Source organism: Paraburkholderia sp., assembly GCF_004298475.1.
Classification (GTDB): Bacteria; Pseudomonadota; Gammaproteobacteria; order Burkholderiales; family Burkholderiaceae; genus Paraburkholderia; species Paraburkholderia denitrificans.
In genome coordinates this window covers 15,667-29,202 of sequence record NZ_SCRP01000019.1, presented here as the reverse complement: position 1 = coordinate 29,202, position 13,536 = coordinate 15,667, and the positions used below count along the sequence as shown (strand labels likewise).

At 65.6% G+C, this 13,536-nt stretch carries 10 protein-coding genes; 2 read left to right on the top strand and 8 right to left on the bottom strand.

The window, feature by feature from the left end; all coding sequences use genetic code 11:
- Window positions 1-131 precede the first annotated feature (131 nt).
- Window positions 132-506 (bottom strand): hypothetical protein, encoded by a 375-nt coding sequence (locus EPN59_RS10905; RefSeq protein WP_293032979.1) that lies wholly within the window; start codon window positions 504-506, stop codon window positions 132-134.
- On the opposite strand from EPN59_RS10905, the gene EPN59_RS10900 reads away from it, so the two are divergent.
- Complete coding sequence (locus EPN59_RS10900; RefSeq protein ID WP_293032977.1) at window positions 505-1,680, top strand: porin; 1,176 nt, start codon at window positions 505-507, stop codon at window positions 1,678-1,680. The genes EPN59_RS10905 and EPN59_RS10900 overlap by 2 nt on opposite strands.
- 314 nt (window positions 1,681-1,994) lie before the next feature.
- Window positions 1,995-2,921, top strand: a complete 927-nt coding sequence (locus EPN59_RS10895; RefSeq protein WP_293032975.1) for a LysR family transcriptional regulator — start codon at window positions 1,995-1,997, stop codon at window positions 2,919-2,921.
- Window positions 2,922-2,985: 64 nt separating this feature from the next.
- Here the strand turns inward: EPN59_RS10895 and EPN59_RS10890 are convergent, their stop codons facing one another.
- From EPN59_RS10890 to EPN59_RS10860, 7 genes are all read right to left on the bottom strand, one after another.
- A complete protein-coding gene (locus EPN59_RS10890; protein ID WP_293033019.1) occupies window positions 2,986-4,446 on the bottom strand; it encodes a HAMP domain-containing sensor histidine kinase in 1,461 nt (486 codons plus the stop codon).
- Window positions 4,447-4,467: 21 nt separating this feature from the next.
- A complete protein-coding gene (locus EPN59_RS10885) occupies window positions 4,468-5,151 on the bottom strand; it encodes a response regulator transcription factor (RefSeq protein WP_293032973.1) in 684 nt (227 codons plus the stop codon).
- A 133-nt stretch (window positions 5,152-5,284) separates the two neighbouring features.
- Entirely contained in the window at window positions 5,285-5,956 is a 672-nt protein-coding gene (locus tag EPN59_RS10880) for a response regulator transcription factor (protein ID WP_293032971.1), read from the bottom strand.
- 16 nt (window positions 5,957-5,972) lie between these two features.
- A complete protein-coding gene (locus tag EPN59_RS10875) occupies window positions 5,973-7,403 on the bottom strand; it encodes a HAMP domain-containing sensor histidine kinase (protein WP_293032969.1) in 1,431 nt (476 codons plus the stop codon).
- A gap of 184 nt (window positions 7,404-7,587) precedes the next feature.
- Window positions 7,588-9,108 carry an efflux transporter outer membrane subunit gene (locus tag EPN59_RS10870; RefSeq protein ID WP_293032967.1) on the bottom strand — a complete coding sequence of 507 codons (1,521 nt, stop codon included), beginning with the start codon at window positions 9,106-9,108 and terminating at the stop codon, window positions 7,588-7,590.
- Window positions 9,105-10,337, bottom strand: coding sequence for an efflux RND transporter periplasmic adaptor subunit (locus tag EPN59_RS10865; protein ID WP_293032965.1), 1,233 nt, complete (start codon window positions 10,335-10,337; stop codon window positions 9,105-9,107). Before EPN59_RS10865 ends, EPN59_RS10870 begins: the two co-directional genes overlap by 4 nt.
- Complete coding sequence (locus EPN59_RS10860; protein ID WP_293046031.1) at window positions 10,334-13,531, bottom strand: efflux RND transporter permease subunit; 3,198 nt, start codon at window positions 13,529-13,531, stop codon at window positions 10,334-10,336. The genes EPN59_RS10865 and EPN59_RS10860 overlap by 4 nt, the downstream gene beginning before the upstream one ends.
- Between the last annotated feature and the right edge of the window lie 5 nt (window positions 13,532-13,536).

The following is a 13,536-nucleotide window of genomic DNA, read 5'->3' as shown; positions in this document are numbered from 1 at the left end:
GATCACATTTGATCGCGCGTGACGAAGCGGCAACGAGCCATGAAGCGAAGCTACGATAACGGCGCACGCCTGTACCGATATCGACGAACACATGAACAAATATTCATTCGGCTCCGACCAACCCTCAATCATCAAACCCGGACAAGATCACCCCGGCGTTCGATGCCTGCCAGTCGATCAACTACATCGCGGCCACGGGCATGCGCATCATCTTCCGATGCTCGCCACGCGTTGTTTTTCGCTGACGTAAAAACAACGCCACGATCATCATCCGGCCTTGCGAGCCCTGCCGGAAGGGCTCGCGGGGCGAACGGCATTCTGAAATTCAGAGTTTTAGTTTTTTGCAATTTGGACTTTCCGGCCTTTTGCATAATTGCCGCGAATTGATTGGCCTCACGGCCCATGCCATTCCGCCCATGGTGAGGCCCATTCAATCCAGACCGGCATTCCAGCTTCGCGGGAGACCGGAGATAGACCACAGCAATATTCATCAATAAAACATCCATGAAAAAACTCCTGATCGCAACGGCAGCGCTGGCGACTTTCGCCACCGCCGCTCATGCGCAAAGCAGCGTCACGCTGTACGGCACGCTCGACAACGCCGTCGCCTGGTTCGGCAATGTCAAGGGTGCCAACGGCTCGGGCAATCTGGTCAAGATGTCGGCGGGCAACGTCTCGCCGAACCTCTGGGGCCTCAAGGGTAACGAGGATCTCGGCAACGGCCTGCGCGCGATCTTCCGGATCGAGAGCGGTTTTGACGTGAACACAGGCCATTCGAACCAGGGTGAGCGCCTCTTCGGCCGTCAAGCCTACGTCGGCCTGCAGTCGGACAACATGGGCACGGTGACCCTCGGCCGCCAGTACGATCCGCTGATCGATCTGATCCAGCCGCTCACGAATGACGACTTCTTCGCTTCGACGTTCGCCACGCCGGGCGACCTCGATAACTACGACAACAGCTTCCGCACCAGCAACGCGATCAAGTACCAGAGCCCCGATATCTCGGGCTTCAAGGTGTCGGCCATGTACGGCTTCGGCGGCGCGGCCGGCAGCATGGGCGCAGGCCAGACCTACGCCGCAGCCGTGTCGTACAACAATGGTCCGGTCGGCCTTGCCGCAGGCTATTTCCGCGCGACGAGCGGCAACGGCACCGTGTCCTCGTTCGACGGCCTCCAGAGCCCGACGACCGGCGGCGTTGTCGACGACTCCCCCGGCATCTCGGGCGGCTTCGTGTCGGCCAACTCGCTGCAGATCGTGCGCGCGGCAGGCAGCTACGCGATCGGCCCCGTCACGACCGGCATTTCGTACAGCAACGTCCAGTACCAGAATTACCAGACTGCAACGTCCGGCTCGAACAACCGCACGGAGTTCAACACCGGGCAAGCCTACGTGAACTACCAGTTCCTGCCGGCAATGGTGGTTGGCGTCGGCTATAACTACACGAAGGGCGGCGGCAACGGCGTGGACGTCACGTACAACCAGTTCAGCCTCGGCGCGATCTATTCGCTGTCGAAGCGCACGGACATCTATGCGCTCGGCGGCTACCAGAAGGCATCGGGCAACACGTTCAACACGAGCGGCGTCCTCTCTACGGCTGTTGCGTCGATGGGCGACTTCGGCAACGACGCGAGCAACGACCGCCAGGGCATGGTCATGGTCGGTCTCCGCCACCGCTTCTGATCGGCCGTCGCCTCGCGACGATCCCTCCCCTGTCTCCGGCCTGCGGCCCGGATTCAGCCCCGCCGCGCACGTCATGTCCGCGGCGGTTTTTTTACTCCTTCGCCTTGCACGTCCGCCTTGTTCGTGGCGTTGTCCGCATCCCGCGCATTACGCGTCTTTTCACGTCGTTTCCGTTCCTGAATTTCGTTTCATGTTCTTCTTAGCGCTTCTTAAAACAATGCGCTTCGAGCCGCTTCGATAATGCTCGCGTATTTGAAAATCAGAAATCCCGGACGAGCCGATGCGGCATCTCCCGGGTCAAAACGGAATCGTGAATGAACCAACTGCAAGCCATGCGGGTGTTCATCCGCGTTGTCGATCTGGGCGGTTTCAATCTGACCGCGAAGCAGCTCGGCATGTCGGGCGCGGCGGTCACGCGCAACATCGGCATGCTCGAAGCGCATCTCGGCATGCGGCTCCTGAATCGCTCCACACGCAGCCTGTCGCTCACTGAAGCGGGACAGCTCTATCTTGAAGGATGCCGTGCTGTCGTCGAGAAGCTCGACGAAGTGGAGTCCGATCTCATCCGCGCCACGCGCGCGCCGATCGGCGTGCTGCGCATCGCGGCCCCTGCCGTATTCGCGGGCGGCGATCTGGCGGGCCTGTTTCGCGAGTACCGCGAGCGCAACCCACGCGTCGATTTCGCGGTCACGGTCTACGATGCGCCGATCAACCTGATCGAAGGCGGCTACGACATCTGCTTCGCGACCAGCCGGCATCCGGCCAACGCTTCGCTCGTGAGCCGAAGCCTCACGTCGGAGCAGGAAATCGCGGTCGCTTCGCCCGCCTATCTGGTCGCGCATGGCCAGCCGCAGAAGCCATCCGATCTTTCGGCGCACGAACTGATCTCACTCGCGGACGGGCCGCGCATCTGGGAATTCGGCTTCGATCGCAACATCCAGCGCATCACCGTGAACGGGCCGCTCACCACGAGCAACTACGCAATGGCGCGCGCGGCGGCGCTGGCGGACATGGGCATCGCACTGTTGCCCGCGAAGCTTGTCGAGCAGGATGTCGAGAGCGGCGCGCTGCGGCGCGTGCTCGAACGCCATGACGTCAACGGCGGGCGGCTGCAGATCTCGATCGTGTACCCTGGCCGTAACTATCTGACGATGAAGGTGCGCAGCTTTATCGACTTTGCCGTCGACTACTTCAGAACGGATACGGCGCAGGCCTCGAACGGGCTGCGCAGCGCCGCCTGAACCTCTCCCGAACAACGAATCGCACAATGAGCGCGCAACAGTCGTGCGATTCCGGCTATTTCGCTCATCGCTCACCCGGCTCGTTCACCACGAGCGCGCCCGGCCAGCACTCGACGCTGATGCGTACACCCGATTCCGTGCTGTCGTTCGCGCTGTCGTTCGCGCAGTCGTTTGCATTGTCGTTCGCATCTTCGATGCGAAGCCTGAAATCGTGCAACCTCAGCACCGCGGAGACCATGCTGAGCCCGAGTCCCGAACCTGGGATCTGGCGCGCGGCGCTGCCGCGATAAAAGCGCTGCAATACCGCGGCCCGCTCCACATCCGGAATGCCGGGGCCGTTATCGGCGATCTCGACGACAGCGCCAGGCGCCGTCGCGCGCAACGCCACGCTCACGCTGCCGCCCCACGGCGCGAACTTGATCGCGTTGTCGATCAGATTGCTGAACGCCTCGAACAGCAACGCGCGGTCGCCGTGAATCGGTGCGGCCTCATCGATCTGTGCGCGCCACTTCAGCGCACGGCTTTCGGCGAGCGGCTCGTAGAGTTCCGCGAGTTCCTGCACGAGTTCCGCCAGATCGACGAACCCGAAACCGCCGCGACGCTGCAGCGTGCCGATTTCCGAAATCCGCAGCATGGCGCGGAACCGTTCGAGCAGGCGGTCCGTCTCCGTGCGCGCGCATTCGATCAGCGCCATGCCCGCTTCGTCGGTGCGCACGGAGTCGAGCGCGGCGACGCGCCCGAGCACGGTATGCAGGCGCGCGAGCGGCGTGCGCAGATCGTGCGCGATGCCGTCGCAGGCGCCCTTGACCTCGCCCATCAGCCGCTCGATCTCGTCGAGCATGTGGTTCACCAGATGCGCGAGCATGTCGAGTTCGTCGCTGCTGCCGCCAACGGGCAGGCGCTGCGCGAGGTCGCCCTGCGCGATGCAGAACGTCACGCGGCGCATTTCGTACACGCGCCGGATTTGCCGCACGCCGAGCACGAGCGAACTGGCGATGACAAGCAGCACCGCAATGCCGCCGCCGGCCATGAGCGACCGGATCACGATCTCGCGGATCTGCAGAACGCTCGTCATGTCGCGCGCGACGACGAGTTGCCGGCCATCCGGCCGCTTGTCCGTCATCGACCGGACGATCGGCGAGCGCACGCCATCGAGCAGCAGCAGCGTATGCCTGAGCGTGACTCCGGTGCGGCCGGTGACGCCATACGACGGCAACACGGCAATGTCGCCCGCGATATGCCGGCCCGCACGGTCGAAGAGCCCGTAGTAGTTCGAATGCCTGTGCTCGTATTCGAGGCGATGGGTGATCACACCGGCGAGCTGGCCATCGGGCACGGAGCCGAAATAGGTGAGCTGCCAGTTGAGAATCGTATCGGTGTCGCGCTCGATCGAGCCCGTCGCCACCCACGAGATGACGCCGACGAGCAGCGTCAGCACGATTCCGAACAGCGCGGTGAATACGTAGAGCCAGCGCACCGTGGCCGTATGCCAGCGGCGGCTGGCCGGATCGTGGGCCTCCGGCATGGAGCGACTCACTGCGTCCTCCTAGCCGAGAATGTAGCCGGAACCGCGAACGGTCTGAATCATCGGCTCCACGCCCGGCGGATCGATTTTCTTGCGCAGGCGTCCCATGTGGACGTCGATCAGGTTCGTGCCCGGATCGAAGTGGTAGCCCCACACGGCCTCGAACAGCATCGTGCGCGTGATGGTCTTGCCCGCGTGGCGCATCATGAATTCGAGCACCTTGAACTCGGTGGGCAGCAGCGCAATGTCTTCGCCGCCCCGGCTGACCCGTCTGGAAATCAGGTCGATCTCCAGATCGCGCACGTGCAGCACGGTCTCGGGCGTCTCGCCCGTGGATTGCCGCCGGCGCAGCAGCACTTCGAGTCGGGCCGTGAGTTCGTCGGGATCGAAGGGCTTGGTCAGATAGTCGTCGCCGCCCGCGCGCAGGCCGCGCACGCGCTCGTCGACGTCGCCGAGCGCGCTCAGCATCAGCACGGGCGTCTGCACGCCGACCGTGCGCATGGCGGTCAGGATCGAGAGACCGTCCACGCCGGGCAGCATGCGGTCGAGCGTGATGACGTCGTACTGGTCGCTCAGCGCATGTGCCATGCCATCACGGCCGTTGTCGACCCAATTAACCTGAAAACCGTGCTGAGTCAGCTCGCCGATGATTTCGTTCGCGGTAATGGCGTCGTCTTCAACGGTCAGCACGCGTACCTCGTTCATGGGGGGCTCCGGCAGCCAGCGAGCGCGAATCGCTCAGAAGCGGGGAATTTTACCGGCGCGTTTGCGCCGTCCTGCCGATATTTTCATGAAAAAAATTTCATTTTCCCTACGATGGCAGCCCCGTAAGCGGCGCTCAGCCGGTGCAGAGCCGGTAGCCGTAGCGGCTCACAGTTTCGATGCTCGTGCGCACCCCGCACGCGCCGAGCTTGCGCCGCAGCCTCAGGACCACGAGGTTCAGGCTCGTCGGCTCCACGCCCTCCTTCTCGGGCCAGGCATAGCGAATCAGATAGTCGCGCGCGATCGGCGCATTCGCTTCGCGCAGCAGGCATTCGACAACGAGATATTCGCGCCGCGTCAGCTCGACCCGTTGCGCGCCCTCCACCAGTTCGCGCGTGGCCGGATCGAGGCGGACTTCGCACGCGCTGCGCCCCGCGCGGCCCGGCGCGTCGCGCGAGAGTGCGCGCATGCGCTCGGTGATCTCCATCACCGAATACGGCTCGACAAAGCAGGCGTCGGCTCCGGCGCGCAGCAGTCTCGCGCAGTCGGCGGGCGAGGCCGCGTCCAGCACGACGACGAGCGAAGGCCGGCCCGGCAGACGCGCGAGCGTCGGCAACGCCGCTTCGAGACCGGTCTGCGACGGGCCGCCTGCCACGCGCACCACGAGCGCATCGAACAGCTCCTGCGCGGCGAGGTAATGCGCGAAGCGCAGATCGTCGGTCGCCTCGACGCTGTGCAGGCTTTCGCTCAGCGCCTTGCAAAGATAGACCCGCTCCGCCTCGGACGCGCAGCTCAACAGGATTCTCATCGGTGGGTCGAGTCCGTCATGAATCGTGCGGCCAGCAATCCACGCGGATGAACGTGCCCGATGCAGGGCCGTCCGCGTCCGAGATGGAGAGCCGGAAGTCATGCAGCCGCACGACGGCGGCGACGATGCCGAGCCCGAGCCCCGTGCCCGGCACGTGACGCGTGCGCTCGCCGCGGTAGTAGCGCGTCAGCACGCACTGCCGCTCGTCTTCGGGAATGCCGGGCCCCGAATCGACGACGGAGAATTGCGGTCCCGCTTCGAGCTGGCGCAGCCGCACGCCGACGTGCCCGCCATCGGGCGTGAACTTGATCGCATTGTCGAGCAGGTTCGTGAATGCCTCGAAAAGCAGCGCGCGGTCGGCCCAGACGGCGCCGACGTTTTCGATGCTGACCGTCAATGCAATGCGCCGCTCGTCCGCGAGCGGCATGTAGAGATCGCACAGTTCGGTGACGAGCACGTCGAGCGCGACCGTTGAAAACGCGCGGCGCCGCTGCAGCGAGCCGATCTCCGAGATGCGCAGCAACGCGGCGAAGCGGCCGAGGATCACATCGGCGTCGTTGCGCGCAGCCGCCAGCACGCTCGCGGCGCTCGCAGATCCGGCCGCGCCCGCCTGCGGCAACGACTCGGCCAGCGTCGCAAGACGCAGCTTCAACCGCACGAGCGGCGTGCGCAGGTCGTGCGCGACGACATCGCACGCGCCCTTCACTTCGTCCATCAGCCGCTCGATTTCGTCGAGCATCTGATTGACGAGCCTCGCGAGCATGTCGAATTCGTCCTGCCCGCTCACGGGCAGACGCTGCGCGAGATCGCCGCCCGTGATGCGCGAGGTCACGCGCCGGATATCGGCGACGCGCCGCATCTGCCGGACGCTGAGCAAGAGCCCCGCGACGAGGCCGCCGAGCAGGCACGCACAGCCGCCGACCACGAGTGCCTTCAGCAGCTCGTCACGCACGCGCTGCACATCGTCGAGCGTGCGCGCGACCACGAGCCGCGAGCCGTCGGCGCGCACTTCGCCCATCGCCCGCACGCGCACGCGCCATGCGCCGACGTCGAACCAGAGTGTCTTGCCCTGCTCCAGATCGTGCGGATGGGTGAAGCGCTCGAATGCGAGCGCGGGCGGAACGCTGAGGAGGTCGCCCGCAAGCCGGCGGCCGTCGGGCGCGAACAGGCCGTAGTAGTTGCGCTGGTGCGCCTGGCGCCGGATGCGCACGTCGATCGACGTCGCGAGATCATCGTTCGCATAGCCGTCGAAATAGCGCAGTTGCCAGCGCAGCCCGCTATCGGTCTCGCGCTGCATCGCGGCGTTGACGGAATACTCGATGAGCCCGAGCAGCGCCGTAAACGCGACGGAGAAAATCACGGCGTAGGCGATGAACCACCGGAACACGGTGCTTCGCCAGCGCTCGTGCCGCGGGTCGGCGACGGGGACGCGGATCCTTGCCTGCATGACGGGCATAGCCAGCGGTCGGGACAGATTCATCATTCGAGCGTCAATCCAGTGAACACGTCGACCCTGTCCGATACCCACGCATTTTCAGCCCGCCTCTCGCCCATCCTTCCAAACGTGCAGCGATCTTAGCCTCCGTGCTGCGGCGCAACAACATCATTTCCATTAAGAGAGCATTAAATTTCTAGAGTTGTGCGCCCGCCGCCACGGCGGCTTCGCGCGTGCGGGCAACATCGTCGCGGCCCGGCATCATTTGCGCCTCGCCGGGCAGGTCCGCCCGGCTCCAGCCGCCGCCCAATGCGCCGATCAGCGCAACCGAGGTCTGCAGGCGGCGCGTCTTCAACTGGATGGCGGCGATCTGCGCGTTGAGCGCCGCGATCTGCGCGACGGTCACGTTCAGATAGTTGTCGATGCCGCCCGTGTAGAGCGTCAGCGCAAGCATCTGCACCTGTTTCGCGGCGGCAAGCGCTGCGTCCTGCTGCTGCGACTCCTGCGCAAGACCATCGGTCAACGCAAGGTTGTCCTCGACTTCGCGAAATGCCTGCAGCACCACCGCGCGGTACTGGTCGCCCGTCTGCGCGAACCGCGCCCAGCTTGCCTGCAACTGGGCGCGTCGCAGGCCGCCTTCGAAGAGCGGCAGCATCGCGGACGCACCGACTGCCCAGAGGCTGTTGGGCAGCGCGGCGAGGCCCCACGCCGTGTCCTCGAAGCCCGCCTGCGCGGCAAGCCGGATGTTCGGATAGAACGCGGCGCGCGCGATGCCGATGGCGGCGTTCGCGGCGGCCATGCGACGCTCGGCTGCCGCGATGTCGGGCCGCCGCTGCAGCAGCAGCGACGGCACGCTCACGGGCACGACGGGCACGGCCACGTGCATGACCGATTCGCTCGCCAGATGGAAGCCGATCGGGTTCTCGCCGGCCAGCACGGCCACCGCGTGTTCGAGCACGCGGCGCTGGGAGACCACCTCGGTATCGGCAGCCTTCGCGGAAGCCAACTGGTTCTGTGCGCGCGCAACGTCGAGTCCCGCGGCGATCCGCCCCGCGTAACGTGCCTGCGTGATTTCCAGCGCGTTTTGATAGAGCGCGATGGCCCGGCCATAAGCCGCATGTTCGGCATCGAGCCCGCGCATCGCCATGTAGTCGCTCGCAAGCTCCGTTTCGAGGCTGAGCCGCGCTAGCGCGAGCTGCGCGGCTGCGCCCTGCGCGCCCCTTTGCGCTTCACGCACGCGATTGCCGGCTTCGCCCCAGAAGTCGAGCGCCCACGAGGCCTCGAGCCCGTACCCGTTCGACATCTGCTGCCTGGGTCCCGTGCCGCTATGGAACAGCGTGTGGGCCGACTCGTGGTTCTCGCTCGTGAAGGCGTTCATGCCGAGTTCGGGCAGCAGCCCGGCATGCGCCGCCGCCACAGCGTAGCGGGCCTGGGCGTACGTCTGCACGGCCGCGTTCAGATCGGGATTCGATGCGTCGAGCTTGCGCTCCAGTGTGTCGAGTTCCGCGTCGTCGAAGATCTTCCACCATGCACCCTGTTCCTGCTGTGCAGCCGGATCGGCCTTCACGAACGGCCCCATGCCCGAATATTGCGGCGGCAACAACATGCCCGGCGGATGATAGACGGGCGCGAGATTGCATCCGGAGACGAGCATCGTCAGCGTCAGCACAGCCATGCCGCCGAGGCAACCGCGCACGCCGCTGCGCCTCACCCTCATCGCATCACCTCTGCATGACCGCGCGGCGCGGCGGAGGCAACCGCCACGCCGTTCTCGCCCGGCTCGATATGCACGGCCTGACCGTCGAGCAGACCGGCCGACGGACTCATCACAATCCGGTCCGAGGCACTCACACCTTCGAGCACCTGCACCGTCTTGCCGAAGTTGAGGCCGAGCTTCACGTTGCGCAGATGCACCTTGTCACCGGCATCGACAACCGCCACCTGCATCCCTTCGGCGCGGAACAGCAGCGCCTGCTCGGGCACGACGAGCGTGCTGCGGTCGAGCGGAACGTTCAGATGCACGCTCGCATAGGCACCCGGCCAGATCAGCCGGTCGGGATTCGGCACGAGCAGTTCGGCGATCACGGTGCGTGTCTGCGGGTCGAAAGCGTTGGCGGTCGTCTCGAACGACGCCTTGAATTCGCGGCCCGGAAACTGCGGCAACGACAGCGTCGCGGTCAGCCCCGGCTTCAGTATCGCGGCGTAGTCCTGCGGCACCGACACGAACACGCGCATCTCGTGAATATTCGCGACGGTGAAGAGTTCGTCGGCCGAGCCGCGCGAACCCACGTCCACGCCCGCGGCGTTCACGTAGTTGCCGACGTCGGTGCTGCGCACGGTCACGACGCCGTCGAACGGCGCAACGATATTCTTGAAGCCTTCGAGCACGCGGTACCGCGCGACTTCGTGCTCGGCCGCGCGCACCTGCGCCTTCTGCGCGGCGGCATCGGCGACCTTGACGTCCACGTCCTGTTGCGAGACGGCCTGAGTCCCGGCGAGCGCGAGCCAGCGCTGCGCGGTCAGTTGCGCGAGGTTGTAGCGCGCGCGCGCCACGTCGAGGTCCGCCTGCGCGCTCTGGTACTGCTCGTCGACGGCTGGCGCATCGATGGTCGCGAGCACCTCGCCGGCCTTCACGGTCGCGCCATAGTCCCTGTTCCAGCGGCGCACGTAGCCCGACACCTGCGCGTAAATCGGCGCGGAATACCAGGCGCGGATGTTGCCGGGCAGCGTCAGCGTGCGCGTGGCCGGGCCGGGGCTCGGCGAGACCACCTGGACCGCCGGCGTCGCGTCTTCGTTCGCGACCTGGGTCAGCTCGGTCAGGTTGCGATGCCGCTGGATCACGCCGAGTGCGACAACGCCCGCAACGGCGAGCGCGGCCACGAGCATCCAGGCGCGCGGACGAACGCGCGCGGGCAGCGGCGCCTCTCTGTTGATGTTGGTGCTCATGCTTGCTTCTCCGTTGGGGGCTGCTCCCGGTCGCGATGCAGCAGCGCGAACACACAGGGGACGAACAGCAGCGTCGCCACCGTGGCGAACAGCAGCCCGCCGATGACGGCGCGGCCGAGTGGTGCATTCTGCGTGTTGCTGAAGGACATCGGGAGCATGCCGACGATCATGGCGAGCGCCGTCATCAGCACGGGGCGGATGCGGCCGAAACCGGCCTCGATGGCGGCTTCGACGGCGTTGCCGTAGCGCTCCAGATGTTCGCGTGCGAACGACACCACGAGGATCGAATTAGCCGTGGCCGTGCCCATGCACATGATCGCGCCCGTGAGCGCAGGCACCGAGAGCGTCGTGCCGGTGACGAAGAGGCTCCAGACGATGCCCGCGAGCGCGGCCGGCAGCGCGGTGATGATGATGAACGGGTCGAGCCACGACTGAAAATTGACGACGATGACGAGATAGACGAGCAGGATCGAGAGCGCGAGGCCGCCGATCAACTCGACGTAGGCGCTCGACATCGTCCGCGCCTGGCCGCGCAGGTGAATGCTCGCGCCGGGAGGCAGATCCTTCTGCATCTGCGCGACCGTCTTCGCCACGTCGTCGTAGACCGCGCCGAGATCGCGGCGCTGGCTGCCCACGAAGATGTCGATGGCGGGCAGGATGCTGTAGTGCGACGCGAGCAGCGGCGTGCCGGTCTGCGTGATCCGGCTCAGCGCGCCGAGCAACTGCGCGCGCGGCGCATTCGGGCCGCCCGTGCCGCTGTCGACCGGAATTGTTTCGAGATCGTTCATCGAGCTGAGCTGCGACTGCGGCGTCTGCATGTTGACGAGGTGGGACACGCCGTTGGTCGTATCGAGCCAGTAGGTCGGCGCCGTCTGCCCGCTGCCGGAGAGCGTCGCGAGCGTGTTGTCGGCAATGTTGGCCTCGGTCAGGTTGATGCCGGAGGCGTAGGAGCGCGACGCGTCGATCTGCAGCGTGGGCTCGTAAAACGCCTGCTGGATGTTGACATCGGCGCTGCCCGGAATGCGCCGCAGGCGCGCGGCGAGTTCGCGGGCGTAATTGAAGTTCGCGACCTGGCCGCGCCCGGCGATCTGCACGTCGATCGGCGCGGGCAAGCCGAAGTTCAGAATCTTCGCGGTGATGTCGCCGGGCAGGAACGTAAACGTCGTGCCGGGAAAGCGCTTCGGCAATTCGCGGCGCAGCTGAAAACGGTAGTCGTCGACGGGCGAGTGCTCGTTTTTCAGGCTGATCGTGATGTCGCAATCCTGCGGCCCGATCGTCCCGGACGAGCTATAGGCCTCGTTGATGCCGCTCGCGGGCAGCCCGCAGTTATCGAGCACATTCGTGACCTGGCCCGGCAGGATCTCGCGTATCGCCCCATTCACGAGCACGGCGAGCTTCGACGCCTCTTCCAGACGCATGCCGATGGGGGCGCGCATGTGCATGTCGATTTCGCCGGACTTGATCCCGGGGAAAAAGTCTCGCCCCAGCTGGCTGATCAGCGCGAGCGAGGCAAGCGCAGCCGCCGCGAACGCGATGACAAACCCGCGCCGCCGCGCGACGGCTGCGGTCAGCACGACGCGATAGCGCGCACGAAAGCGGTCGAAACGCTGCTCGAAGCCGCGCTGAAAGCGCGTGAGCGGATTGCCGCCCGTGCTGTGCGCGAGCGCGTGGCCGTGGTGCCCGGCTGCATGCCCGCGCTCGTGCCTCCGGACTTGCCCCTTCAGCAGCCACGCCGCCATCGTCGGTACGAGCGTGCGCGAGAGGATGAACGAGGCCACCATCGCGAAGATGATCGCTTCGGCCATCGGCAGGAACAGATAGCCCGCCACGCCGCCGAGTTCGAACAACGGCAGCCAGACGATGCAGATGCAGAGCGTTGCGACGAAGGTCGGCACGACCATCTGGTTCGCGGCGGCGATGATGCCGCCCTCCAGTTGCGCGCCGGCTTCCAGGTGTGTGTCGATGTTCTCGATCATCACGGTTGCGTCGTCAACCAGAATGCCGACCGCGAGCGCGAGTCCTCCGAGCGTCATGACGTTGATCGTCTGCCCGAGCCACGAGAGCGCGAGAATCGAACTCAGGATGGCGAGCGGGATCGAGGTGGCGACGATCAGCGTCGAGCGCCAGCTGCCCAGAAACAGCAGAACCGTCAGGCCCGTGAGCAGGGCCGCCGTGACCATCTCCTGGACGACCTCTTCCACCGAGTCGCGCACGAACCCCGATGCATCGTTGAGCACCTTGATCTTCACGCCGGGCGGCAGCGTGCGCATGATGCCGGGCAGCGCCTTTTTCACACCGTTGACGACCGACAGCGTCGAAGCGTCGCCGCTCTTGAGCACCTCGATCAGCACGGCTTGCTGTCCCTTGACGAGCACGGCGTTCGTCTGCGGCGGCGAGCCACGGTGCACATAGGCCACGTCGCGCAGAAACACCGTTGCGCCGTTGATGGTCTTGATCGGCAGATCGTTGAACTTCGCAACCTCGATCGGGCTCGAGTTGGTCCGCACCATGAAGTCCAACGCACCGATCTTCTGGTCGCCGGCCGGCAACACGACATTCTGCGCGCGCAGCGCGGCGGCCACATCGGAGGCGCTGAGCCCGTGCACAAGCAGCTTGTTCTGGTCGAGATCGATCTCGACGTTCAGCGACGCGCCGCCGTATGGCGTCGGAATCGCCGCGCCCCGGACGGCCACGAGCTGCGGACGGATCAGGTTCGACGCCATGTCGTAGACCTGCGAGGCCGTCATGCCCTTGGCGGAGACCTCCAGATCGAGCACCGGCACCGACGACGCGTTGTACGAGAGCACCTGCGGCGGCGTGATGCCGGCTGGCATCTGCTTGAGCACCGTCTGCGAGATCGACGTGATCTGGGCCTGCGCCGCTGCGACGTTCGTGCCCGGCTGGAAGAAGATCTTGACGATCCCGCGCCCGTACAGCGACTGGCTTTCGATGTGCTCGACGTTTTCGACGGTGGAGGTCAGCGAGCGCTCGTAGTAGTAGATGACGCGCCCGGACATGTCCTGCGGGGACAGACCGTTGTATGTCCAGACAACCGCCACGACCGGAACCCGGATGGCCGGGAAAATATCGGTCGGCATGTGGAACACGGCCATGACGCCGAACAGCACGATCAGGAGACTCATCACCACGAACGTCAGCGGACGTCGCAGTGCAACCAGGACAATGGCGTTCATTTCAA

Coding starts and splice junctions, on each gene's coding strand:
- EPN59_RS10900 (WP_293032977.1), top strand. CDS start 505: ATGAAAAAACTCCTGATCGCAACGGCAGCGCTGGCGACTTTCGCCACC.
- EPN59_RS10905 (WP_293032979.1), bottom strand. CDS start 506: ATGGATGTTTTATTGATGAATATTGCTGTGGTCTATCTCCGGTCTCCC.
- EPN59_RS10895 (WP_293032975.1), top strand. CDS start 1,995: ATGAACCAACTGCAAGCCATGCGGGTGTTCATCCGCGTTGTCGATCTG.
- EPN59_RS10890 (WP_293033019.1), bottom strand. CDS start 4,446: ATGCCGGAGGCCCACGATCCGGCCAGCCGCCGCTGGCATACGGCCACG.
- EPN59_RS10885 (WP_293032973.1), bottom strand. CDS start 5,151: ATGAACGAGGTACGCGTGCTGACCGTTGAAGACGACGCCATTACCGCG.
- EPN59_RS10880 (WP_293032971.1), bottom strand. CDS start 5,956: ATGAGAATCCTGTTGAGCTGCGCGTCCGAGGCGGAGCGGGTCTATCTT.
- EPN59_RS10875 (WP_293032969.1), bottom strand. CDS start 7,403: ATGCAGGCAAGGATCCGCGTCCCCGTCGCCGACCCGCGGCACGAGCGC.
- EPN59_RS10870 (WP_293032967.1), bottom strand. CDS start 9,108: ATGAGGGTGAGGCGCAGCGGCGTGCGCGGTTGCCTCGGCGGCATGGCT.
- EPN59_RS10865 (WP_293032965.1), bottom strand. CDS start 10,337: ATGAGCACCAACATCAACAGAGAGGCGCCGCTGCCCGCGCGCGTTCGT.
- EPN59_RS10860 (WP_293046031.1), bottom strand. CDS start 13,531: ATGAACGCCATTGTCCTGGTTGCACTGCGACGTCCGCTGACGTTCGTG.